This is a genomic window from Leucobacter shiyiweii (assembly GCF_052446065.1).
In the GTDB taxonomy this organism is placed as follows: Bacteria; Actinomycetota; Actinomycetes; order Actinomycetales; family Microbacteriaceae; genus Leucobacter.
In genome coordinates this window covers 858,404-883,355 of the sequence record NZ_CM127080.1, presented here as the reverse complement: position 1 = coordinate 883,355, position 24,952 = coordinate 858,404, and the positions used below count along the sequence as shown (strand labels likewise).

The window sequence follows — 24,952 nt, the reverse complement described above, 5'->3', positions numbered from 1 at the left end:
AGCGATCTATGTCTTACACGTCCACCCGCCCACCGGATGATCGGCCCAGGGTCGATCCCCAGGAGCGAAGATTCCGAGCGCAGTTCGCCGCCTTGCTGCTGGCGCTGCTGATGCTCGTATCGAGCCTCGTCATGATGCCTGCTCCGGCTGCGCAGGCCGCGACCCTGGGCGTCGGGTATGGAAATGAGCAGTTGTGGCTCGGTTCGTTCTCCTCACACGGCCGTCAGGCATACTGCATGGACATCGACGCGCTGCCGCCCTACGGGAACACCGAGCATCCCGAGCTGAAGACCACCCTCGACAATCTCTCCGATGGGCAACTCGCACGGCTGAACTATGTGCTGGCGACCTGGGGCGAATCGTCAGACCCGGCGATCACGGCTGCGGTGCAGCTGTTCGTGTGGGATGTCGCCGACCACGACACCTATGCCGCGCGCGGCGGTGAGGCGCACTTCATCGAGCGTGTACCGGCTGGTGCGCGGTCGACGGTGCTCGGAAACCTCGCAGCGATGCGGCAGGCCGCCGCCGAGAACGCGGTGGCGAAGCCGTCCGCGTCGATGAGTATCGAGATGAGCGACCAGTACCAGGGTCGCCTCACGATCAGCACCACGCCGGGGTCGCTGACGGGTGCAGTAACGCTCACCAATGCGACGTTTGCGAACGGTGCGACTACTGCGACACTCGGTGCGGGCACGCACGCGATCACCGGCACCCCCGCTGAGGGTGCGCCGGAGTACCGTGTGAGTGCGTCGTTCTCGTCACGGGCTGCGGGGATGGGTGCTGGGGTGGATATGTTCTACACTCCCGGCGAGCAGCGGATTCTCGCAGCAGCGAGTTTCGAGCCGGTGAGAGCCGCCGCGCAGTCTCCCGTGATCCCGCTCGATTTTCAGCCCGAGCTGACCACGCAGGTCGCATCGAAGTTCGTACAGGCGGGCGACCAGTTCGTTGACGGCGTGAACGTGACGGTGACGAAGCACTCGTGGATTCGCATCAACGGTTCCCCGATCCCGGTCGAGGCCGTCGGCACGCTCTACGGCCCGTTCGACGCGCAGCCCGCCGAGGCGAACGCGCCGCCGCGCGGTGCGCCTGTCACGGGCACGGAGAAGCTCACCCTGACCGGCCCCGGCAGTTACACGTCGCCGGGCACGATCACCGCTCCCGAGTCGGGTTTCTACACCTGGGTCTGGTCGATCGACAAAGAGGCGCAGGGAGGCAACGCGAAGTACATCACTGAGAGCTTCACCGATCGTTTCGGCCTCGTACCTGAGACGTCGGTGGTGCCGTTCCAGCCCGAGGCGGTCTCGCGCGCTGACCAACGGCTCGTGAACCCCGGCGATACCGTAACTGACACGATCACCGTGTCCTCGAGTAACGGGGTCTGGCTCAAGCACAACGGCGAGCACATCCCCGTGATCTTCGAGGGCACCGCCTATCAGGTGCCCGGCACGCTGCCTCCTGAGCAGGCCGGCCAGGTGCCCGCTGATGCGCGAGCAATCGAGACGGTCACGATCACCGCGACCGGCCCCCGCACCTACACCAGCCCTGAGATCGTTCTGCCGAACGCGGGGTTTGTGACCTGGGTGTGGGAGATGAAGCGCGCTGACCAGCCTGAATGGGTGCGCCCCTACCTCGCCGCTGATTGGGCCGATGACTACGGCATCAACATCGAGACGCACTCGGTGCGCTGGCCGATCAAGATCGTCTCCGAGGTCAAGGAATACAACGTGCATCTCAAAGGCGGTCGCGCGTTCGACCGGATCGAGATGAGCGGGTTCCCCGAGAATCACGGCGAGTTCGAGGGCGACGGGTACTGGGGTGCCGACCATGACGAGGTCGTGCACACGGTGTATGGCCCGTTCAAGACCGAGGACGAGCTGACCAATGACCTCGATCTTGAGGATGCCCCCGTTCTCACCTCGATCACGACGCCCGCACGGAACGGTACCTACCATCTCGGGTACACGGATGAGGATGCGATCAAGCCGGTGAAGCCCGGCTACTACGTCATCGTGTCGCATTTCGCTGGTGACGACCGGGTGCAGCCGCACACGACTTCGCCGGGCGATATTCGCGAGCGGTTCTTCGTGCCCGATGATCGACAGCCCGTGTCGGTGATCACGCAGGCGACACGCGAGGCGCGCGTCGGCGAACCGTTCGAGGATCTCGCACTCGTGCAAGGCACCGACATTCCCGAAGGCGCATACCTGATCTTCCGCGCTCACGGCCCGGTCGATCCCGAAGCCGAGCCGCAGTGCGACGCACCGTTCTTCGAGAGCGAGCAGATTCCTGTCACCCAGGCAGGCGTCTACCGCTCCGGCACCACGAGCGTCGACCAGCCCGGCCATGTCTACTGGGTCGAGACCCTGTACGACAAAGACGGCGAAGTGATCGCAGAGGGGCGCTGCGGCGCTCCGGGCGAGACCACCGTGATCACCGGGCAGCCCGAGGAAGTGAGCGTGGTCACGAACGCAGTGCCCGAGGTACTGCTCGGTGATCCCGCACACGACGTCGCTACCGTCACAGGTAACGTGCCCGAGGGTTCCACGCTGAAGTTCGAGGCGTACCGACAGGGCGGCAGCGAGGCGCTCTGCACCGCAGACGAGCTGGTCTTCACCTCAGAAACCATCGAGGTCGACAGGCCGGGCGACTACCGCTCGAACGATGTGGTGTTTGATCGCGTCGGCACCTACTACTGGGTGGAGACCCTGATCGGCCCCGACGGTGACGTGCTGCATCGTGGCCAGTGCGGTGCCCCGAACGAGACCACCAAGGTCGTGACCGAGCTGACCGCTCCGCCTGAGCTGGCGGTCACCGGCAGCGACAACGGCGGCATGTGGGCTCTCGGCATCGGCGCGGGCGTCGCGATTCTCGCCGCAGCAGGCGTGCTGTTGTTCGGGCGTCGCCTCGCTCAGCAGCGCGACGAGGCAGACGGTGCGGATGATGAGGATGCCGAAGTCGACAGGAAGGGTGGTGATGCTATCGACACATTCATGAACGACTAACACGCACACTCCCCCAGAGAGGCACGACCCCTGTACCGGGGCCGTGCCTCTTGTCATGCATGTGCCCCACTTCGTAGCCAGAACCCAGTTGAAGCCGGGCCCAACGGCAGGGTCTCAGCAGGGTCCTACACACTCGCGATCTCAGTCCGGCAGAGGGTCAGGCCAGCGCCACCAGCCACCGGCAATGCGCGAAGACGCTTATCTGAGAGGAGCTCAGTCGTCGAGGAAATCTCTCGCCGGAAAGTAACCGAGGCGCAGTAGTTCGGACCAGACTTCCTTCACGATATGGCGGTCGTCATCTGGTGCGATCTTCGCGGCTTCAACGATCGGTTGCAGGAACGATGGCAGGGTGGTTCGGCCCCGAAGCAGATGGAGCCCTACCTTCAGAAGAGCTGAGGGATGGTCTATTGGGAACTCGCCAGGATCGTAATAGTCGAAGCCTCGATCCTCGTCTGAGGGTGAAGCCTCAGGGCCTTGAATGAAGAGATCTACTGCACGATCAATATCGATGCTTGGGACTGTGATCCAGCTTAGAAGTGCACGTTGCTCGGTCCCTGTCAGTGGAGGTTGCTTGTCCAGTCGGTGCTTCCAATAGCTGTAGAGCACCTCTGGGAATGAATCGACGCGGGAAACCCTGTGTGCCACATTTCGTATCCAGCGCGCTCTCGTCGCGGCAGGAGCGTTTAAGGTGAAGGGGTCTGCCCAGGTGGATTCCTCGGGTTCGGTGTAGTAGGCGAACTGTGCCGAGTGCAGATCGATATACGCTTCGATCGAGCCGGGCAGCTCTGTTGATACTTGAAGCCATCCAGTACGTAACGCGCTTCTCGTGCTCACCATGAGTGCATCTGTCACGTTGTTGGCGGTAAAGATCCCGGCCCAAAAGCTCCTCGATTGTGGCGTATCAGCGATCTCGTTCAACTTGACGGCGATCTTGCGGTCAAACCATTCGTTATCCCAGTGCTGAATGTGTGCCGCATATCGCGCGAGCATCATCGGACTCGGATCTCTCACATCCTTGTCTTGGGCCTCTAAGAACTCGCTGAATGCCAGCAAATATGCCGGGTCGATGGATTCTTTCTTCTGCTCATGCATTGTTCGGAAGACGGTTTCCAAGAATGCGTTGGCGACGACTCCGCGAGCGGTTGAGTTTGCTTCGTTCGGGTCTCGAGGTTCGATGTCGCTATCGCCTTCAAGCAACGTGAGACGCCATAGACCGAACAGGAGCTTGCAACGTTCGTCTGGCTGTTCGAGGTCCTCCTCTTGTGTCGCAGTTGGGCGCATCAAGGTGTATGCGACGTTCTGGGCGATCGCTGAGGTTTGTTGTCTAGGAAGTTTCCTCAGCTGGGTCAGCAGTGGTTCAGCTTCCCAGTCTGCGCCTGGGCGTGTGAGGATGAGTAGCACGACGGCCCATGCACTGTACGAATAGAGGCCTTGCCTGAAAAACTCAGCGAGAAGCTCACCAGCGCTAAAGGGTTCATTCTCGAAGAAATCGTTCAGCTCGAGACTGAGTGTGTCTTGCTCAAATATGTCGTCAAGATCCGGGTCGCTCTTCAGGCTATTGGCAACCTCTGCTGGCGTCATGCCGCGGAAACGCCCTTCAGCTTCACTGGGGGTCTCGACTCGGGCAAAGGTCACTGGTGTTGCGTCGAGATTGGGTTCCTCGCGTGGCGAGAACTCGGGATGCTCCTGCTTCATCTCCCGAAGAAGCTGATGTGCCGGGTCGTCCTCTTTTACCTGCCGAGTCAGCCAGTCAACCGCATTGAATCGTTCAGAGTCGCTGACCTCGATCCCGCCTGGAGCTGCACTTGTTTCCTGAATGTGGTTCAGAAGTTCCGCACGGATCTCGGCGGATGCGTGAGGGTACATTTCCTTGAGTAGCCGGAACACTTCTGGTTTGTGAGAACGACTCAGGATCAAACCTTGGCTGATCATTCGGCCGATGAGGGAGTCTGCTTCGGATGGTCGTGATTCTGTGAGCGCATCGATCCCGAGCCGCTGTGCTAATTCAGAAGAACTATCCAGCAGATTGTTTGCGCGTTCTGGTCGGCCATGACGCACGTATTCCCTGAGAAGGTCGCGTGCGACGTCGACCAGAAGCACGCCGTGTTCATCACGACTTATAAGGAACCGTTCATTGCCATCAACTGTATATCGGCGGGTGGAGAATCGATTTCTGAAGTTGGTACCGTCGAAGAATGCGGTCGTGGTCTCCACGTGTGCGATAAGGCTGAGCACTAAGGAAAGGAGCTGGTCTGGATCTCTGAGGCTCTGCAGAAGCTGAGGCCATACCTTTCGGATCGATGAAGGATGCCAGGGAAACACGAACTCGGTCGTCAGGAAGTCAGGTCGACCGAGTATGCCGCGATGAGAGGTGAATTCGAGCCGGGCAGTTAGGAGCTGGTGCAGGAGCACCTCTGCGGCCTCCGGATCGACCTCGGCAAGTTTCTGAATCAGCAGCGAAAGCTGAGAGTCGTCGCTGTCTGAACGGGCGGCAGTAAGCAGAATCAAGAGCTTCCTCAGGTGATCATGCGGCTGGTAGCCCTCATACAGTTGACGAAATACGTCGAACCATAGCTGTTGAGACATCTGCCCGCGGTGCTTCGCAAGGATCTCCAGCATGCTTTCTCCGCGGTCCACAGAGATCGACCTTGTCACCCAGGCACTCCACATGGCTTGAGTTCGAGCAGTTTGCTCATTTGCAGGTTCGAAGATTACATCCAAAATGCCGATTGCCTCAGCATGTCGCATCCACTCAGTCGGGTCAGCCCGACCCACAAAGTGACGAGAATACTCCTCATCGCTTAGCAGCCACGAAAGCTCCGGGTCTGGAGTAGTTCGGTCGGACGGTCCCTTATCGATCAGTGCCACAATTGCGTCATAGCGGTCTTCGCTTGTAGAGGTAACCCGCTCGCGCCAGTTCGTGAAGAAAGTTTGGAGTCGAGCGTGCCCATTTGACCCTTCCGCTTTCGGATACAGAACGGGCGAGACGTCGAGGCGCTGCCACTTCGCAGTCATTTCGTCTTTGTAGTCCTCGCGCATGAATGCGAATCGGGTTCCCCCGTCAGTGGGCAACGCGCGTGCAAGGTACCGCATAACGACGTCATCTGCGCTGTATCCAACAAATACGGTGACGTACTCTTCGAGCATTCGAGTAAGGAACTGCGTAGCCCAACCTTCGGTGATGTAGGCCTGGCCAAAATCTTGATCAGTCAACACCATACGCTGAAAGTGCGTTGGATCGATCGGCCCATGCAAGTGCACCAAGCCGCTGAAGTCGTTGCCTAGCGGCAATGCCGGCGCATGGTGGACAGACAATTCCACTTCTGCTCGACGCGCGGCCTCCTCGAAGAGTAAGTCAAAGTTGGTTGTGACGATTCGAGGTTTGTTGCCGTTAACCGTTGCGAGGGCGATTAGATCCTCGTGATAGGTGTTCGGCTCAGTTATGGGCCTGAGTCTTGCACTCACTCGAGCATGCGCGTCTCCATGAAGATCATTCAAGCGCCCCATGATTTCATCGAAGTGGATGGAAGGATCTGGTTTCTCGGGCACCCAATCCGAGTGACCCATGTCATTTGCGATGTCGGCCGCAAGGCCCAGAAAACCTGGCAGGTTTGAAGGCGACGCGGAAGAGACCCCAGCTCCAACAAAGAACACAAGTTTGTCGGAACTTAACGCGCGATCAAGCTCCTGCGGTAGCGAGATTCCGCCTGCCTGCCACGCTCTAGTCAAGATTCTCCTTCTGCTTCTGCTCATTCGCCTGTTGAGAGTTCTACTGCCTCTGGTCTGGAGGTGTCTCCAGCCAAAATGTATGCCGCAAGGCTCAGCGTATCGCTGGCACAGTTGCGATGTGAGCTTTGTCGCCGCAGCCTGCTATCCGGGAGTCGCCGCGTGCGGGTTGAATGCGGTGAACTTGGCGGGCTTACCACCAGCCTGGAGCCACCAGCAATCGAAGCCGATGCTCCGGCCTTCATCGGCGGCAAAGATAAGCGTGTTCAGGTTGATGCCGCTCTTCTACTCACGAGTGGTGTTTGATTTCCTGCCCCATTCGCTCATCTAACGGTTGATAGCGGCACACGACCTCTGGTATCAAGCCGGTTCCCGCCCGAACGTATCCTCTGCATCGGAGGCGTAGGCTCTGCCGCCTAACCCGTAACTCGCGAACAAAAAGCGCTGTTCTCAGCTCACCAGTGCAGGGCTTCGGTCGGAAGGTCACACTTCGCTTGCATGAGATGCAGTAACCGAACCCTGCCCATATCCTTCGAACTCCTGACGCGGGCGGTATTCGGATGAGGCGACACAGTGCGAAGCCGGCGCATCGGCCCGATGTGGAAGCTCCAGTTCGTCTACCGCTCGTGCAGATGACCGTGCAGTCAGACGGGGCGATGATCGTACTCGTTGACGGTGAGACGTACGCGCCGCCGCCGTATGCTCCAGCCTGGCGCAGGGAGGCGTTCTCGGCAGTGCTCGAAGCTATCACCACGAGCCTGGGCACAGCGGTCAAGGTCACCGTCACCGAGTACGACGGCGCAAGATTCACTGATATCGTGATGCCGTCGCGCGCCCCAACCGCACATCCAGTCGCTCCCGTGTCTGATCCGGTGCCGGTCATGCAAGCGCCTCCGGTGCCGGTGCAGGGGCACGGGTTTATCGCTGGCGAGGATGTCGCGATCGCGCCGATCATCGGCTACGGCAGCGCCGCCCCAGACGGGCAGGTCAACGCGGTCGTGGCGCAGGATCAGATACCGGCAAATGTGCAGGAGATGTTGCTGATTGGGCGCGTCTCGGGCACCATGCAACTCGTTCGGGCGACGCCATGAACCGGCAAGTCGGCGGGTACGGGCACGAACTCACCAACTTCGCGATGGCCGGCCTCGCCGCCCTGTTCGCGCTCGCACTCGTGCTGCGTGCCGCTGGCACCATCACCGCATGGGCGACCGGGCTCCCCGCACCGGAGGCTGGGATCGCGGCAGGTGGCGGAGTGCTCTTCACTCCCGGCGACCCTGGTACGCCGCTCGGCGCGCCAGGGCTGAACCCTGTCGTATACTGGCTCGTCGCGGCCGTAATCCTCGGGATGCTCGCAGGCGTCGGAATATGGGCGTGGACGATGGTGCGTCGCGGCCAGAAGAAGCGAGAGGCCGATCCTCGCCGGATCGTCGGTATCGCGACCCGTGCAGACATCGAGGCGCAAGCGTCAGAGAAAGCACTCATGCGACGCGCATCAAATCTTCGCCCCTCGCTCGCATCCCCCGGCCCTCCCGATGTTGGCTACCGGCTCGGCAGCGCCCACGGCAAACCCGTGTGGGCATCGGTCGAAGACTCAATGCTCGTGCTCGGCCCGCCCCGTTCTGGAAAGGGTTTGCACCTCGCGATCAACATGATCCTTGATGCGCCGGGCGCGGTGGTGACCACATCGACTCGGCCCGATAACGTGACCGCGACGCTTGAGGCGCGCAGGAGAGGCGACCGTCCGGTGGCGGTGTTCGATCCGCAGCGCCTCGCCGATGGTATTCCTGCGGGAATGAGATGGTCGCCGGTGCGGGGCTGCACCGATCCTCTCACTGCGATGATCCGCGCCACCGGCCTCGCCTCGGCGACCGGGCTGGCTTCTGGCGATACCGAGAATGGTGGCTTCTGGGAGGCGAAGACTCGGGTGGCGTTGCAGTCGCTGCTGCACGCTGCCGCGCTCGATGAGAGGCCCACTTCTGAGTTGTTCAGGTGGACGCTCGATCCTGCCGCTGCTGCTGAGGCCGTCACGATCCTTGAGAGCACCCCGAGTGCGGCGTCGGGGTGGGCTGACGCACTCGGTGGCGTGATCGACGCTGACCCGAGAACACGCGACAGCATTTGGCAAGGTGTCGCGCTCAGTCTCGCAGCGCTAGCCGACCCCCGAGTGCTGGATACCGTCTCACCCAGCCCTGGGGAAGAGTTCAACCCAGCGCAGTTCCTCGCTGATCGGGGCACCCTGTATCTGCTTGCGACCGGCGCCGGGGCTGGCGCGTCAGCGTCGCTCGTCGCTGCGCTTGTGGAAGACATCGTGGAGACCGCCCGCCGTCAGGCGGCGGTCTCTGCTGGTGCCCGGCTCGACCCTCCGCTCGCGCTGGTGCTCGATGAGATCGCGAACATCGCCGCGTTGCCGTCGCTTCCGACGCTCATGGCTGAGGGCGGTGGCACCGGCATTACGACCGTGCCGATCCTGCAATCGCTCGCGCAGGCGCGCGAGAAATGGGGTGACAACTCCGCGAACGCGATCTGGGATGCGTCGATCGTGAAAGTGATCCTCGGCGGCGCGTCGAATACGCGCGATCTGCAAGACCTCTCCGCCCTGCTGGGTGAACGCGACGAGCACACCGATTCGATCACGATGGGCGCGTTCGGTGAGCGTTCCTCGCAGCGGTCGATCCGCAGGGTACCGATCATGCCGCCAGAGAAGCTGCGCATGATCCCGTTCGGCACGGGCGTGATGCTGCTGCGTGCCGCACCCCCGATCATCACCGATCTACGGCCTTGGACAGCCCGTAACGATGCGGCGCAGCTTCGCTCGGATCGGGCGCGGCTCGAATCCGCGTTGAGAGGCGGTGCTTCCGATGGCGAGGCGTAGACGGCAGCCGCCACCAGACCAGCTTGAGCTCGACCTCTGGGGCCTGGATGAAACAACCGCTGACGCACAGATTGCCGAAGCTGGCACAAGAGAAGCAGGTGAGAGCAATGACGCACTACACGCACCGGATCAGGGCACATTGGGAGAGATACGCCCCGAACCACATGAAGACTTTGGCGGCTTCGAGCGAGGAGCTGGAGACACTCTTTTCGGAGATTGGAACCGAAGTGCTGGGCGAAGTGAGTTCGCTGAGCGAGGACATGGCGCGCGTGATGCTGGCGGAAATGCCCGAAGCGAGGGAGGATTATCTTACCCAGGTCGCACTGCTGACCACGGCACGGAAGATAGCGGAGGAGATCGCCATGACTCATCAACTCGCATGGATGAGCGATCCCTCGCTGACGCTGACCGAGGCTCGGCAGGAGTGGGAGGACACCCGGCCGATGGACGAGGGGCTGATGATGATCGTCGATCGGATTCAGGACAGCCCGTACCCGATCTACGCGACCGAGGAACTGGAAGAGATAGCTCAGGAGTGGGCGATCCCGATGTGGTTCTTCGAGGGCCTGATCGGAGCGGAGAACCCCTATCGTTACCTGGAGGAGCATCAGGGGATCATGGAAGAAGGGGCGAACATTCGCTTCCTCCGCGAAGTCCAGTAGCCGAGACCACCGAGCCAGCACCGCCTCACCCGACTGCTCCCCGGTTTGTGCCGGGCACGGTCGAGGCTCGCCCGCCGAGCGGAGCAAAGAGCCGCTACCATGCAAACATCGCTGCGATCCGGCTATTGCGGCAGCTTGAAGCGGAGCAACGGCCGGCCACGGAGGCTGAGCAGTCGGTGCTCGCGCGCTGGTCGAGCTGGGGTGCGGTTGCAGACGTTTTCGATACGTCGAAACCGGAGTGGGAGAACGAGCGCGCCGAGCTGCGTGAACTGCTCAGTGAGGACGAGTGGCGGGCTGCGGCTCGCACGACGATGAACGCGCACTATACCGACCCCGATGTCGTGCGTGAGATATGGCGGGCGCTCGGAGACCTCGGTTTCTCGGGCGGTCGCGTGCTCGAACCCGGTAGCGGCTCCGGTACTTTCATCGGTCTCGCACCCGAAGGTGCCCATGCGACTGGCGTGGAGCTTGACCCGATGACGGCAGCGATCAGCCGCGCACTCTACCCCCACGCGGATATTCGCACCGAGTCGTTCGCGGACTCCCGGTTTCCCGAGGGCACATTCGACGTCGCGGTGGGCAACGTGCCCTACGGGAAGATCCAGCTGCATGACCGGGTGTACAACGCCTCTGAATACGCGATCCACAATCACTTCATTATCAAGTCGCTGAGGCTCTTGCGGCCCGGTGGGCTGATGGCGGTACTTACTTCCTTTTACACGCTCGACGCGAGAAACCCTGGCCCACGCCGGGAAATGAACGCGGTCGCTGACCTCATCGGCGCGGTCAGGATGCCGAGCGGCGCGCACCGCAGGATCGCGGGCACCGAGATCGTCACCGACCTGCTACTGTTCCGTCGCCGCGCAGACGGTGAACCACCGCGCGACCTCACATGGGAGACGGTGACGCAGCTCGACTTCGACGGGAAACCGTTAAACCTGAACCGCTACTTTGACGAGCGCCCGGAGATGGCGCTCGGTGACATCGGGATGCAGCACGGCCTCTATTCGGCACTCACCCTCGTCGTGAAAGGCGACCACGAGCACGCCGCCGAGCACCTGCGGAACGCACTCGACCAGCTGACATTCCAGGCACGTCGAGAGGGGTTGACACTGACCGAGGCCGCACCGGAGGTCGAGGCGCGGCGCGCGGCATTCGTGCCATCGGAGCCCGGCAGATGGGATGGGTCAATCGTGCCGCACGACAATGGCAGCTTCGGCGTGGTCGCCGCAGGCGCAATCGTACCGTTCGCCGTACCGAAGTCAGCGGCACGAGAGCTACGAGCGCTACTCAGTTTGCGGGATCAAGCGTCGACACTGCTCACGATGGAGGCGCACTCGCTCGATGACACCCCTGAACTCGATCAGGCACGCGAGCAACTACGCCGCTCCTACCAGAAGTATGTAGGCGTCTATGGGTCGCTGAATCGCTACAAGCTGCGCAGTACGGGGCGCTTCGATGAGGACGGCAACCCGAAGTATGCGCGCACGGTGCCGACCCCGATCAGGCTGCTGCGCAGCGACCCGTTCGGGCCGCTCGTGCTCGCGCTCGAGAACTTCGAGGAAACCACTCAAGAGGCAACTCCGGCGACGTTGCTGAGCGAGCGGGTCGTGGTGCCTCGACCTGAGATTCAAGGGGTGGAGACCCCTGCGGACGCGGTGGCGGTGAGTCTCGACCGTACCGGCGGGATCGACCTGATCTTGATCGCTGATCTGCTCGGCATGAGCGAGCACGAGGCTCGCGGCGCGCTCGACGGCCTGGTGTTCACCGATCCGGTGACCGATGAACTGATTCATGCCCCGGCGTACCTTTCGGGTGACATCTACGAAAAGCTCGACGCTGCCCGTCAGCGTGCAGAGCGTGATCCCGAGTTCGCGGTGAACATCACCGCGCTGGAACAAGTGAAACCCGAACCTCTCGGCGCTGAAGACATCACGCCGAGGATCGGAGCGGTGTGGATCAGCGCGCAGATTCACCAGCAGTTCCTCACCGAGCTTCTGCAGGCCCGTGATGTCGTGGTCGAGAACCCGGTGCCAGGTATGTGGCAGGTGAAGGGCGGCAGGCACGGTATCCGCTCAACCTCTGAATGGGGCACCGAGCGTCGCTCCGCGCCCGTTCTGCTTGAAGCGCTCGCTGAGCAACGGCCCATCCTCGTCTACGACACCGAAAAGGACGTAGAGGGCAAAGAACGGCAGGTACTCAACCCAACTGAGACAGCAGCTGCGCAGGAGAAGGCGAACCAGCTGCAGGAGCGGTTCGCTGAATGGGTGTGGGAAGACCCCGAGCGCGCCCGCACCCTGGTAGACGGCTACAACCGCAGGTTCGCGTGCATCGCGCTCCGCGATTACACGAGCGCAGCCGACTATCTCACATTCCCAGGGCTTGCTGCGAACACGATCACGCTGCGCCCGCACCAGCGCGCAGCGGTAGCCCGGATGGTCGCAGAACCGTCCGTCGGTCTCTTCCATGAGGTCGGTGCCGGGAAGACCGCTGAGATGGTGTGCGGCGCGATGGAGATGCGACGTATGGGCCTCATCAACAAGCCCGTGGTCTCGGTGCCGAATCATATGTTGGAGCAGTTCTCGCGTGAGTGGTTGCAGTTATATCCGAACGCGAAGATTCTCACAGCGTCGAGCCAGGATGTGACGCGGGATCGACGGCGCGCGTTCGTCGCGCGAGCGGCGGCGAACGAGTGGGATGCGATCATCATGACGCACTCTGCGTTCGAGCGCGTGCCGCTGCGGGTGGATACTGAGCGCGAGTATCGTGACCGGCAACTCGACGGTCTCCGCGCCGCGCTTGAGGGTGCCGACAAGGATGATCGAATCAGTGTGAAGCGGATGCAGCGCGCCCTCACGATGGCCGAGGAACGCCTCAAGAAGCTCGCTGACAAACCGCGCGATTCGGGCATCAACTTCGAGGACACCGGTATCGACTACGTCATTGTGGACGAGGCGCATCTGTTTAAGAACCTCGCCACTCCTTCGAACATTCGAGATGCCGCTATCACGGGCTCCGAGCGCGCTTCTGATCTGCATATGAAGCTTGAGTATCTCCGTTCGACGGGGAGGAAAAGGATTGTGACCGCTGCGACGGCGACACCGATCTCGAACTCCATCACCGAGGCGTATGTGATGCAGCGCTACCTGCGCCCAGATCTGTTCTATGCTGCCGGGATCGGTGAGAGCTTCGACGCATGGGCGGCGACTTTTGGCGAGACGGTCACGCAGATGGAGATGTCTCCTACGGGAGCATCGTTCAGGATGAAAACGCGCTTCGCGAAGTTTCAGAATGTGCCGGAGATGCTCAGGATGTGGAGCACATTCGCTGATGTGAAGGCCGCCGAGGATCTGAAGCTCCCCGTTCCCGATATTCGCATTCGCGACGATGGCAACCGTGCCCCGCTGACCAGAGGCGTAGCCCCATCGTCCGAACTGGTGGCGTTCGTGAAGACCCTCGGTGAACGTGCCGAGATGATCGCCTCGGGCAGTGTTGACCCGCGCGAGGACAACATGCTCTCGGTCACCAGCGACGGCAGGAAAGCTGCACTCGATATGCGGCTGATCGTATCTGACGATCCCTCCGGCCCTACCAAGGTCGACGTCGCGGCCGACATGATCTTCCGTACTTGGGAAAACACCCGAGATACCGAGTACCTCGATACGGTGACCGGCGAGCCATCGCCGATCAAAGGTGCGATGCAGTTGGTGTTCTCCGACCTCTCGACACCGAACAAGGAACGGTGGAATGTGTACGAGGAACTGCGCACCCAACTCATCTACCGTGGGATGCCTGCCGAGGGTATCCGGTTCATTCACGAGGCCCGCAACGACCTCGAGAAAGGTCGCCTGTTCGCGGCTGCCCGCGCCGGGCACATCTCTGTACTTCTCGGTTCCACCGAACGCATGGGCGTCGGCACCAACGTTCAAGCACGGGCCATCGCGCTGTATCACCTTGACTGCCCTTGGCGACCCTCTGACATTGCCCAGCGCGAGGGTCGGATTCTGCGGCAGGGCAACCAGAATGAGGAAGTCGCGATCGTTAGGCTCGTCACAGAGCGTTCTTTCGACTCGTATATGTGGCAGGGCGTTGAGCGTAAAGCGAAGTTCATTTCGCAGGTGATGCGCGGCAGGCTGGATGTGCGCGAGATCGAAGAAATCGACTCCGCCTCGCTCACCGCTGCCGAGGCGAAAGCCATCTCGTCCGGCAACCCGCTGTTGCTCGATCAGGCTAATCTTCAGAGTGAAGTTACCCGGCTGCGACGGCTCGAACGGGCGCACCAGAACAACGAGCGGATGCTTGAATACACCCGTTCCCAGGCAGTTCAAGACGCTGCCCGTGCTGCCGATGACATCGAGGGGATACGGGCAGCGATCCCGAACATGATCGACACCACGGCCGAGAAGTTCCGCATCACGATCCAAGGCCGCTTCTACGATTCGCGTAGCGATGCCGGCCACGCGCTCATGGGGTGGGCAAGGCAAGCGAACATGCAGTACGCGGGGCGTCACCAAGTACAGGACTACGGCGTGATCGGGCGGATCGGTGGCTTCGACATCAGCTGCGAGCTCGTGCCCGAAATGGCCGGAGACGTGCTCGTGCGTACCAGCTTGCACGGAGTTCCGAGGGGATCGTTTACAGTCACCCGAGACTCGTTCCTGCAAGGCGGTGTCGGCCTAATCCAGCGGATCGAGAATCGTATGGCCGCACTCCCGAAGCTGCTGACCGAAGCCGAACAGGATCTAGCGCGGGCCGAACAGACCCGGCAGGATGCCGAGCAACGACTCGGGCAGCCGTTCAAGCACGCCCTCGCACTCTCTGCGGCTGAGGCCGACCTCGAAAAGGTTGAGAAGAAGATCGCCGTTATGCAGCGGCAAACCCCGGAGGAACCCACCCCTGAGCCTGAGCGGGTCTCGGCTTCGCCGCCTCGCCCAGAACTCACGGTTGAGGCGGTGCGCGCGTATCAGCCTCGGGGCGGTGTGCGCTCTGAACCCGACCAGCAGCGACCCCATACTCCAGCTGCTGCTCCCAGTGCGTTCGACCCGATGCCGCTGAGACCGTCTGGGTTGCAGATCGGGCGGTAACCGCTTCTCGGGGTGGCGACCTCACCTGCTTGTTGCCGCGCGGAGGCGCGGCGCGACATCCAAGGAGCACCACCATGAACGACAGCAGCGAACCGGCCCCCACATCTGAGCCGATCGAAACCCTCGATGCGATCATCGGGTTCTTCGCAACCGAGCCTAAGCCCAGCAGAACCCGCGACGGCGTACCCAAAATCTATGCCCGCTACGGCACCGAGCGATTCGTTCACGACCTAGAGACCGGCGGCACGATCAAGGAAGAACCGACCTTTCACGCGCTCACCGCATACTGGGGTGCTGCCGAGACAATCCTCGCTCAGTACCGCAAGGGCGACTCGTTCATCGCGCAGGGCGTGGTGCGCGTCAGCAAGCAGACTGGCAAGGAACGCTTCGAGGTCAAGCAGATCGGCCACAACACCCGACGCACCCGCTACACGGTCGACCGCAGCCCCCGCGCCGAACAGCGTGCGACAGAGCACACCGCGATGAGGCAGGCACTCAGCGCCGCGCAGGAGCACTCGACGGCAGTCAGCGCACATCCTGAGCCGCACCGCACCACACACGTGAGCGCGGCATCAGTCGGCGTGAGTCGATGAGCGAGGGCATCATGGATACGAGTGAACTTCCTCCCGACGTGGAGGCGCCCGAGTCAGAATCATCGGCATCGACATCACGAGAGTTCCCGCGTCTCGGCACTCCGGTGAACGCGGGAGGCAGAGTGAGCGCACCGCCGCGACCGATCAACTGGAACCTACTCACCAGCGAACAAGCCGAGATCGAGTGGCTCGAACTCAACAGCTGGGTGTCCTGGCTGAAACTCTCCTACGGTCTCACACCGGCAGTGCTGCCCCCGCTGTGGCACCGGCACCCCGAGCTGGTATGGGAACTCTCGGCGCTGCATTGTCATTGGCTCGGCGCCTACGATCCTGAACAGCACGCCAGCGGCCCGATCACCTGGCACCGCGACTTCACCGAAGCGCGGATGCGCCTGCGCGAATGGGTGCAAGCCTCCGGCACCCGCATCGACCGCGACCGCCCCACACGGCAAACCACTTGGCCGGGCGACACCCCGTACCCTGCGGCGGCGGAGGCCCCCATCGTTGACCGAGACGCCGACTTCGTAGAGTTCGTCAAAGCCGATGTGGCTTCGCGCCGTGCCGACGAAGACGCTTACTTCCTTCTCGTGGCTGAGCATGAAGCACGCCGCAATGCCGCAAGCGGTGATTGAGATGGTGCGCAGCTACCAGCGAAAGACTCCAGCCCTTTCCGCAGGCCGGGAGGTCAAGGTGCGCTGCGAAGACCGCGAGACCGTGGATGTGCCGTTGCTTGCGGAGGTACTCATCAGGATCGCACTCCGTTCGACATCAGCGTCTGCTGATCAGAATGAATCCGCCAAGCAGCATATCGGAAATGCCGGTCTCTCCCGGTTCTTCCAAGACGCCCTCGCGGTGAAGCAGTAGCATCGTAGACAGATACTCAAGCAAGACGTGGCACCCCTTGCGACACGGCCCCGGCGATTGCCCGGAGTGCAGTGTTCTTTCTCTCTTGCGAATCTGACCGCCACGTCACGCAGCAGCGAGTCATGCTCGGTGCTGCCTGACGAAAGGCAATCGCAATGACTCTCCTAGGTCTCCCTGCCGGTCTCGACCTCGACTCGCTCCGCAAGCTCGCTACCCAAGCAGCCAAAGCCAAACCGCAGCCCGCCCCCGGTGATGGCACCCCGCTCGCGGTGTCATACCTGCGAGTCTCGACCAAGGATCAAGCCACCCGCAACGGCCTCGAAGAAGGTCTCTCGATCCCTGCACAACGCGAAGCCGCCGAGAAGAAAGCCGCCTCGCTCGGGGCAGTGATCGTCAAAGAGTTCATCGAGCCAGGCGAATCGGCGAAGACCGCAAACCGTAAAGCGCTGCAGGAGATGCTGGAATATGTGGCGGTGAACCCCGTGCAGTTCTGCATTATCAACAAGGTCGATCGCATGGCAAGGAACCGCCTTGATGATGCCGTGATCCATGCAACGCTACGCGGGCGCAGCATCCAGCTAGTGTCGGTCACTGAGAACATCGACGAGTCGCCGTCGGGGATGCTAATGCACGGCATCCTTGCCACGATCGCGGAGTTCTATTCGCTGAACCTCGCGCAGGAGGTGGTGAAGGGCCTCCGGCAGAAAGCAGTCATGGGTGGCACTCCCGGTCGTGCCCCGCTCGGCTACCTCAACGTGCGAACCACCGAGAACGGTGCCGAGATTCGCGAGGTCACCACTGATCCCGACAGATTCGACCTTGTGAAGTTTGCGTTCGAGAGCTACGCGAATGGCGACTGGACACTCTCGATGCTCACCGAGGAAGTGAATCGGCGCGGCCTGACCACGAGACCGACACCGAAGCATCCTGAGAAGCCCCTCACCACAACGATGCTGCACAAGGTACTCACGAACCCGTATTACAAGGGCCTCGTCACGTTTCAGGGCGCAGTCTACGAGGGCAGCCACGACGTGATGGTCACACCCGAGGTCTGGTCGAAAGTGCAGCAGATTCTCGACCGCAACAACCAGCGAGGTCAGCGACCGCAGAAGCACGACCACTACCTCAAAGGCGCGCTCTACTGCTCCTGTGGGGCAAAGCTCATGCTTGAACGTCCGCAGGGAAACACGGGCGAACGGTACGACTACTTCTCCTGCTCAGGTCGCCGTCGCAAAACCACGAGTTGCACGCGAAGTGCGATCCTGGTGGAGCGGATCGAACTGAAAGTCGAGCAGGCATACGCCACGAAGTCACTCACCGAAGACCAAGCTGCCGGGGTTGGGAAGATTCTGCACGAGGTGTTCGACAGGCTCGAAGGCGGGGCCAGCGACGAGCGCGCGGCACTCACCGAGCAGAAGGCTCGCCTCGAGTCCGAACGGTTGAAGCTCGTGCAGGCGCACTACGCCGATGCGATCCCGGTCGATCTGTTGAAGAGCGAGCAAGACCGAATCCAGAACGCACTCGGCGCGATCCAGACCAGGCTCGACAGCCTGCATTCCCGCTACGCGGACGCCCGTGAAGGCCTCGAAGACATGCTCGCCGTGCTCACCGATCTGCAAGGGTTGTACCTGCGTTGCGAACCCGCTGAACGCCGGTTCCTGAACCAAGCCTTGTTCACGCGCATCATCGTGGACGAGAACGAGAACGTCGAGCTGCAGCCCCAGGCCGGTGTCGACACCGTGACTTCGCAGAGAATCAACACCTACAGCGCAGGCCCGGTAGCAACAACGAAAATGCCCCGCATTCAAGCGGGGCAAGTTTCGACTTTCGAACTTTTGGTGGATCTGAGGGGACTCGAACCCCTGACCCCCTGCATGCCATGCAGGTGCGCTACCAGCTGCGCCACAGACCCATAGGAAGTCGGGCGAATTCTCACCCGACAACTCTTCTACTTTACACTATCGACCTGATCCGAATGCAAATCAGCGGTCTCCGCAATGAAGCTCTCGAGGTCAATTACGGGGCAATCCTTCCACAGGCGCTCGAGCTGATAAAACTCCCGATCCTCCCCGTGAAACACGTGCACGATGAGGTCGCCAAAGTCGAGCAGTACCCATCGGCCACCACCACGTCCTTCACGCCGAATGGTGCGCGCCCCGGAGGCGTTCAACTCATCTTCAATCTCATCTGAGATTGCCTGCACGTTGCGCTCAACGCTGCCGCTGACAATCAGGAACACATCGGCAAGCGCGAAATGTTCAGAGACTTCCAACGCCACCGGCGTCGTTGCGCCTTTTGACTCGGCCGCCAGTACTGCTGTGCGCAGCATCTGCTGCACGCTCGGGCTTTCTTTCACGCTCAACCAAACATCCCTGAAGTTGCTCCCCATACCAGTAGCGCCACAACGGCCACTACCAAGCCGCCACCCGTGGCGATCAACACCACGGGGAGCTTACTCTTTTCCTTCTGCGACTCGGTCACAACCGGACCGAGCGTCGCACGTGCGCTGACGGCGCGAGCCGCAGAAACCGGAGCGATGCCCCCATCACTCGCCGGCCGCTCAGCGAAACCCAACTCATCGAGCGGATCCGCCTCAACCGAATCGAGCAGACCTGCGTGGCCGCCTGTTTCGCCCAGTGAGCGTGGCAGCTCAATTGAGCCTGTGATGTACAACTCGCCCGTCTCACCGATGCGGCCCGCCAGCTGCCCGCCCTCTGGCATGTTAGGCAGAATCAGGGCCGAGGTGCTCGACGCGCTTGCGGCACCCTCTTGCGCTACCGCCCGAGAAATGATGTCGTCGAACCCCGCGTTGTCAGTGCCGTCAGCTTCGGATCGAGCGCCTGACGCACCGCGCGCAGCTGGATCATCGAACACCGAAATACCGTCGTCGAGCGGCGCAATGTCAGGAAACGTGTAGGTCTGGGGGGCTCCGGAGGATCCTGCAGAGCGACTCCGGACAGCACTCAGTGGAACGGTGTCAGCCGCGACTGCTTGTTCGGCGGCCACAGCGCCAGCCTCGACAAAGTCATCCACCACGTCGTCATCGTTGTCATCGTTATCGAGAGCAACATCATCGTCGGAGTCAATATCCACGTCCGAGCGAGCTGGAATTTCGGCCTCGAGAGCAGTTTCACTCTTGCCTTCGTCGGGCAGGTTTGAATCCGGCTGCGCTTCGTCATCCGCTGCGGCAAGAGTGGCGTCAGCAAAGTCATCACGGGAGAAAGGCTGAGTCTTTGCCAGATGGTCTTCGAAAGACGGCACCTGAACCTCTGCCTGCTCCGCATTCTCGGCAAAACCATCAGATTCCAGGACTTCCTCGACCGGCGCAGCCTCCTCGAGTGCAGCTTTCTCCTCGAGTGCAGCTGCCTCCTCGGCCTGCGCAGCGCGCTCGGCGAGCGCCTGCTCGCGCAACTCACGCATCTCACGACGCGTGCGAGGACGGCCGTTCTCGTCGACCGGAGAGATCACAATCTCTTCGACCTCAACCGGGTCCGTTTTTGGCTCGACTCCGGGCTCCATTGCACCAGAGGCCACAGGTCTCGTACCTGTGGCGCCTAATTCTTTGAGACGGCGCTCGCGTCGACTCAGCGGGCGGTCCTCTTCTTTGTCACTCATGCGTCAGTCACTTTCCTCGCTGTACAGATCGTGTTTGGCGATGTACTGCACAACCCCGTCGGGCACCAAATACCAAACGGGATACCCCCTGGCAACGCGACTGCGACAGTCGGTTGAGGATATCGCCAGCGCAGGCACTTCTAACAAGCTTACGTGCTCATCAGATAATCCCGAAAGTGAGAGCTCGTGCCCCGGGCGCGATACCGCGATGAAGTGCGCGAGGTCCCACAGTTCCGGCACGTCCTTCCAACCCACGATCTGGGCCACCGCGTCGGCTCCCGAGATAAAGAACAGGTCGGAATCGGGGTGCAGCGCCTGCAAGTCGCGAAGGGTATCAACGGTGTAGGTTGGCCCGTCCCGGTCGATGTCGACCCGGCTTACGCGAAAATTCGGATTCGATGCCGTGGCAATCACGGTCATCAAGTACCGATGCTCGCTCCACGATACGTTCGACTTGTGCCAGGGCTCGCCCGTCGGCACAAAAATCACTTCGTCGAGTTCAAACCACTTCGCAACCTCGCTGGCTGCGACCAGGTGGCCGTGGTGAATCGGGTCGAACGTTCCACCCATCACCCCAGTACGACGCTTACGCGTCGTCACGATCTCAGTGATGCTGGGTATTGCCGTGCTCGCGGGCATACGCCTCGGCCTTTTCCGCGTGGCGGTTCGCAACATCGCGGAAGCTGAAGGTGACAGCTGCCAGAGCAGCGAGCAGCACGAACATAATGACCCCGAAGAAGAATGCGGGGAACCACAATTCGTTGACGACGTGATGCCCCTCTTCGGCGGCAAGTGCAATCGTGGCGAGAACAGTCATCAAGCTTCCCCTGCATTCATTACGGTACGTTGAACGTAATCAGTCTAGCGGGTTCCCAGGTCTCCAGTTGGAGGCCACGACACGCTAGCGAATCTGGCCGTCTCCGCGCACCAGCCATTTGGTGCTCGTGAGCTCTTGCAAGCCCATAGGCCCGCGTGCGTGGAGCTTCTGGGTCGAGATGCCCACCTCCGCGCCAAAGCCGAACTCTCCGCCATCGGTAAAACGCGTTGAGGCGTTCACCATGACGACAGCCGAGTCAACCTCAGCAAGGAAGCGCTGCGCGCTGGCGTAATCCTCGGTGATGATCGCCTCGGTGTGGCGAGTCGAGTAACGCTCAATGTGCGCGAGCGCCTCATCCAGCGAGTCAACCACCCGCACACCCATTTCGAGCGCGAGGTGCTCGGTGGCCCAGACGACTTCGCCGGCTTCACCAATTGTGTCAACGAGGCTTCTCGAACTCTCGTCACCGGTAAGCACAACTCCGGCACCCACCAGCTCGTCTGCGAGCCGAGGGAGAAGCTGACGGGCGGCATCCCGGTGAACCAGTAGCGTCTCTGCGGCGTTACACACGCTTGGGCGATGTGTCTTCGCATTCCTCACAATCGCGACCGCCTTTTCCGCGTCGGCGCTGGCGTCGACGAAAACATGCACAATGCCTGATCCTGTCTCAATCACGGGCACCGTCGACTCCTGCACGACCGTCGAGATCAGACCTGCGCTACCCCGGGGAATCAGCACGTCAACAAAACCGCGGGCACGCATCAACCGGTTCGCCCCGTCGCGACCGAAGTCGTCGATTGTCTGCACCGCACCACCATCGAGCCCGGCGGTAGAAATTGCCTGCTGGATCACCCTCACGAGTTCGCGATTCGAGTTTTCCGCGGCGCTGCCACCGCGCAGCACCACACCGTTTCCGCTTTTCAGCGCTAATGCGGCGATGTCGACGGTGACGTTCGGGCGAGCCTCATAAATGGCGCCAATGACGCCGAAGGGCACGCGCACCTGGCTGATCTGTATCCCATTAGCCAGTGTGCTTCCACGCACCAACTGACCAATCGGGTCCGGCAGCGCAATCACGTCTCGCACCGCATCTGCGAGCCCACGCAGTCGCGCCTCGTCCAAGAGGAGACGGTCGAGCAGCCCATCCGTCAGCCCCGCTTCGCGGCCGCGATCCAGATCGATCTTATTTGCAGCCACGACCTGGTCGACACCTGCTTCAATCGCATCGGCGATAGCTGCCAGCGCGGCATTCTTTTGCGCAGTGGTCGCCTGTGCGAGCCCACGCGAAGCCAGGCGGGCCGATTCGAGTCGGTCGATGAAGGGATCTGAGGCACTCATGTGCCCCAGTTTAGCGATCAGCCCGAGCCTGTGCCGCGAACCTGGTGCCGTGTGGTTCGCCATCTAGCACGCGAGCGAGCAACTTCGTCTCGGTGAGCAGCACTTCAGTGCCGGCCTCCGCGGCTAGCCTCGCCGCTTGCACCTTGGTCGCCGCTCCCCCCGTGCCCCAGCCCGACTGAGTGGCCCCGATCTCCACGCCCTCAAGTTCATCGCCGTAGGCAACGTGTGTGATTCGCGTGGCACCGGGAGTCGCGGGTGGAGCCGTATACAGGGCGTCGACGTCAGACAGCAAGATCAGCTGATCCGCATGGATCAACCTCGCCACCAATGCGGCCAGCCGATCGTTATCGCCGAATCGAATCTCGTGCGTCGCCACGGTGTCGTTCTCGTTGATGATCGGAAGAATACCGAGCGTCAACAACCGTTCAATTGCGCGCTTTGCGTTACCCCGAGGCGTGGGGTTCTCCATGTCACTCGCAGTGAGAAGTACCTGCCCAGCGATGATCTCGTGGACGCTCAGCGAGCGCTGGTATCGGTTGACCAGGATGTTCTGGCCCACCGCAGCCGCAGCTTGCTGAGTCGCGAGGTCGTCAGGTCGTTCGTCCAACTTGAGGAATGGCACGCCCGTGGCGATAGCACCACTGGAGACGAGGATGACCTGACTACCTGAGCGATGCAGTCTCGCCAACGAATCGACGAGGTTCGGAATCTGGGCCGCGTTGTCACCACTGACCGATGAGGAACCGACTTTGACGACGACTCGTGTACCAGCGAAGCGGGGAGGCACGGGGACGTTCCCGTACACCTCGGTCACGAGTCCTCTTTCCAGAGGCCGGCCTTCCGTTCGTTTTCAAGATTGGCGCGCGCAGCTGCCTTGGCGTCCATCAGATCGTGGTACACCTCACGGCGTTCCTGGTTCGTGCGTCGATCGGAAGAATCAACTCGCAAGTCAGTGCCGCGAGCACCCATCTGCACTTCGGCCGCACTCGTGAGCGTCGGCTCCCAATCGAAGATCACGCCAGAACCGGGCCCGATCACCACGGTCGAGCCGGCAACGGCGCCCGCCTTCACGAGCGCGTCCTCAACACCTAGCTTCTGCAACCGATCCGCGAGGTAGCCCACTGCCTCGTCGTTCGTAAAGTCCGTCTGCTCAACCCAGCGCTCCGGCTTCGCACCGAGAATGCGGAAGATCGTTCCGTAGGATCCGCCCTCGGTCACGACCCGATATCCACTGTCGTTGACCGGGCGCGGGCGCAACACGATACGCGGGGATTCAATTGCCGCGGCGATTTCTTTCGCGCGCGCGGTTTCGACAAGTTCCGCAAGGGCAAAGTTCAGCTCGCGGAGACCCTGGTGCGACACCGTAGAGATCACGAATACCCGATATCCCAACGCTTCCAGTTCGGGCTTCACGAAGTTCGCCAGCTCCAGCGCCTCAGGCACATCGACCTTATTGAGGGCAATGAGTTGCGGGCGTTCAAGCAACGGCGTCTGCCCCTCGGGCACCGGGTACGCAGCGAGTTCGGCGCGAATCACCTCGAGATCAGACAGTGGATCGCGGCCAGGCTCGAGCGTCGCACAGTCAAGCACATGCAAGAGAGCGCTGCACCGTTCGACATGGCGAAGGAAGTCGAGTCCGAGCCCCTTGCCCTGGCTCGCTCCCTCGATGAGGCCGGGAACGTCCGCGACGGTGAAGCGGTGGTCTTCGACCTGCACCACTCCAAGGTTGGGGTGGAGCGTCGTGAACGGGTAGTCGGCGATCTTCGGCTTCGCTGCGCTAATCGCGGCAATCAGGCTCGACTTGCCGGCAGAGGGGTATCCGACCAGCGCCACGTCAGCAATGGTCTTCAGTTCTAGCGTGAAGCTCCCCGAGCCCCCAGACGTGCCCAGCAGCGCGAAGCCCGGGGCCTTCCGCTTCGGGCTCGAGAGCGAGAGATTACCGAGGCCACCGAGGCCGCCCTTCGCCGCAACAAACTTGGTTCCCGGCTCCGTGAGGTCGGCGAGGGTCTCGCCGTTTGCATCCTTCACTACCGTCCCGATTGGAACAGAGAGCACCAGCTCGGTGCCGTGCGCACCGCTTCGGTAGTCGCCAGCACCGAAGCCGCCGTTCTCAGCTACCCGGTGTGGTCGACGATGGTAATCGAGAAGAGTGGTCGACTGCGGGTCCGCAAACAGCACGATGTCTCCACCGTTCCCGCCGTCGCCGCCGTCTGGGCCCGCAAGTGGCTTGAACTTTTCCCGTCGAACGGACACACAACCGTTGCCCCCGCGACCCGCCTGCAAGTGCACTTGCACCTGATCAACGAACGTCACCATTACGCGCCTCCCCTCATTTTTCTCTTACAACTACCCCAGATACGGCAAAAGGCGAGCCGAAGC

Annotated in this window: 17 protein-coding genes, 1 tRNA gene and 1 pseudogene; 9 read left to right on the top strand and 10 right to left on the bottom strand. The window is 61.7% G+C overall.

What is annotated here, in order from left to right; genetic code table 11:
• The first annotated feature begins 8 nt into the window (after positions 1 to 8).
• Complete coding sequence (locus ACTNFJ_RS04170; protein ID WP_200769281.1) at positions 9 to 3,002, top strand: thioester domain-containing protein; 2,994 nt, start codon at positions 9 to 11, stop codon at positions 3,000 to 3,002.
• 213 nt (positions 3,003 to 3,215) lie between these two features.
• On the opposite strand, the gene ACTNFJ_RS04165 is transcribed toward ACTNFJ_RS04170, so the two are convergent.
• Complete coding sequence (locus ACTNFJ_RS04165) at positions 3,216 to 6,731, bottom strand: SIR2 family protein (RefSeq protein WP_435906902.1); 3,516 nt, start codon at positions 6,729 to 6,731, stop codon at positions 3,216 to 3,218.
• 629 nt (positions 6,732 to 7,360) lie between these two features.
• Here ACTNFJ_RS04165 and ACTNFJ_RS04160 point away from each other — a divergent pair.
• From ACTNFJ_RS04160 to ACTNFJ_RS04125, 8 genes and pseudogenes are all read left to right on the top strand, one after another.
• Positions 7,361 to 7,819 (top strand): hypothetical protein, encoded by a 459-nt coding sequence (locus ACTNFJ_RS04160; protein WP_079941065.1) that lies wholly within the window; start codon positions 7,361 to 7,363, stop codon positions 7,817 to 7,819.
• Entirely contained in the window at positions 7,816 to 9,600 is a 1,785-nt protein-coding gene (locus ACTNFJ_RS04155) for a type IV secretory system conjugative DNA transfer family protein (protein WP_079941066.1), read from the top strand. The genes ACTNFJ_RS04160 and ACTNFJ_RS04155 overlap by 4 nt, the downstream gene beginning before the upstream one ends.
• A gap of 107 nt (positions 9,601 to 9,707) precedes the next feature.
• Positions 9,708 to 10,262: a hypothetical protein gene (locus ACTNFJ_RS04150; protein WP_071046098.1), complete on the top strand. Its 555-nt coding sequence runs from the start codon at positions 9,708 to 9,710 to the stop codon at positions 10,260 to 10,262.
• A gap of 47 nt (positions 10,263 to 10,309) precedes the next feature.
• On the top strand, positions 10,310 to 15,346 hold the full coding sequence (locus ACTNFJ_RS04145; protein WP_409617153.1) for a helicase-like domain-containing protein: 5,037 nt from the start codon (positions 10,310 to 10,312) through the stop codon (positions 15,344 to 15,346).
• Between the two features lie 74 nt (positions 15,347 to 15,420).
• The gene (locus tag ACTNFJ_RS04140) at positions 15,421 to 15,939 is read left to right on the top strand and encodes a single-stranded DNA-binding protein (protein ID WP_071043335.1); all 519 of its coding nucleotides are present in this window, start codon (positions 15,421 to 15,423) and stop codon (positions 15,937 to 15,939) included.
• Positions 15,936 to 16,571, top strand: a complete 636-nt coding sequence (locus ACTNFJ_RS04135) for a hypothetical protein (protein WP_143003621.1) — start codon at positions 15,936 to 15,938, stop codon at positions 16,569 to 16,571. The genes ACTNFJ_RS04140 and ACTNFJ_RS04135 overlap by 4 nt, the downstream gene beginning before the upstream one ends.
• On the top strand, positions 16,552 to 16,803 hold the full coding sequence (locus ACTNFJ_RS04130) for a hypothetical protein (RefSeq protein ID WP_079941069.1): 252 nt from the start codon (positions 16,552 to 16,554) through the stop codon (positions 16,801 to 16,803). The genes ACTNFJ_RS04135 and ACTNFJ_RS04130 overlap by 20 nt, the downstream gene beginning before the upstream one ends.
• Positions 16,804 to 16,958: 155 nt before the next feature.
• Positions 16,959 to 18,041, top strand: a pseudogene (locus ACTNFJ_RS04125) (recombinase family protein); the annotation flags it as partial.
• Positions 18,042 to 18,113: 72 nt separating this feature from the next.
• Here ACTNFJ_RS04125 and ACTNFJ_RS04120 read toward each other — a convergent pair.
• From ACTNFJ_RS04120 to obgE, 9 genes are all read right to left on the bottom strand, one after another.
• Complete coding sequence (locus ACTNFJ_RS04120; RefSeq protein WP_139770613.1) at positions 18,114 to 18,620, bottom strand: hypothetical protein; 507 nt, start codon at positions 18,618 to 18,620, stop codon at positions 18,114 to 18,116.
• A gap of 19 nt (positions 18,621 to 18,639) precedes the next feature.
• A tRNA-Ala gene (locus ACTNFJ_RS04115) sits at positions 18,640 to 18,715 on the bottom strand.
• A gap of 36 nt (positions 18,716 to 18,751) precedes the next feature.
• Positions 18,752 to 19,132: a ribosome silencing factor gene (gene rsfS / locus ACTNFJ_RS04110; protein WP_435907003.1), complete on the bottom strand. Its 381-nt coding sequence runs from the start codon at positions 19,130 to 19,132 to the stop codon at positions 18,752 to 18,754.
• A 29-nt stretch (positions 19,133 to 19,161) separates the two neighbouring features.
• A complete protein-coding gene (locus tag ACTNFJ_RS04105; protein WP_435906903.1) occupies positions 19,162 to 20,418 on the bottom strand; it encodes a hypothetical protein in 1,257 nt (418 codons plus the stop codon).
• Between the two features lie 3 nt (positions 20,419 to 20,421).
• On the bottom strand, positions 20,422 to 21,057 hold the full coding sequence (gene nadD / locus ACTNFJ_RS04100; RefSeq protein WP_435906904.1) for a nicotinate-nucleotide adenylyltransferase: 636 nt from the start codon (positions 21,055 to 21,057) through the stop codon (positions 20,422 to 20,424).
• A complete protein-coding gene (locus ACTNFJ_RS04095) occupies positions 21,023 to 21,235 on the bottom strand; it encodes a hypothetical protein (protein WP_435906905.1) in 213 nt (70 codons plus the stop codon). The genes nadD and ACTNFJ_RS04095 overlap by 35 nt, the downstream gene beginning before the upstream one ends.
• 84 nt (positions 21,236 to 21,319) lie before the next feature.
• A complete protein-coding gene (locus ACTNFJ_RS04090; protein ID WP_435906906.1) occupies positions 21,320 to 22,573 on the bottom strand; it encodes a glutamate-5-semialdehyde dehydrogenase in 1,254 nt (417 codons plus the stop codon).
• A 10-nt stretch (positions 22,574 to 22,583) separates the two neighbouring features.
• Positions 22,584 to 23,360 (bottom strand): glutamate 5-kinase, encoded by a 777-nt coding sequence (gene proB / locus ACTNFJ_RS04085; RefSeq protein ID WP_435907004.1) that lies wholly within the window; start codon positions 23,358 to 23,360, stop codon positions 22,584 to 22,586.
• Positions 23,361 to 23,383: 23 nt separating this feature from the next.
• On the bottom strand, positions 23,384 to 24,889 hold the full coding sequence (gene obgE, locus ACTNFJ_RS04080) for a GTPase ObgE (RefSeq protein WP_435906907.1): 1,506 nt from the start codon (positions 24,887 to 24,889) through the stop codon (positions 23,384 to 23,386).
• Positions 24,890 to 24,952 lie beyond the last annotated feature (63 nt).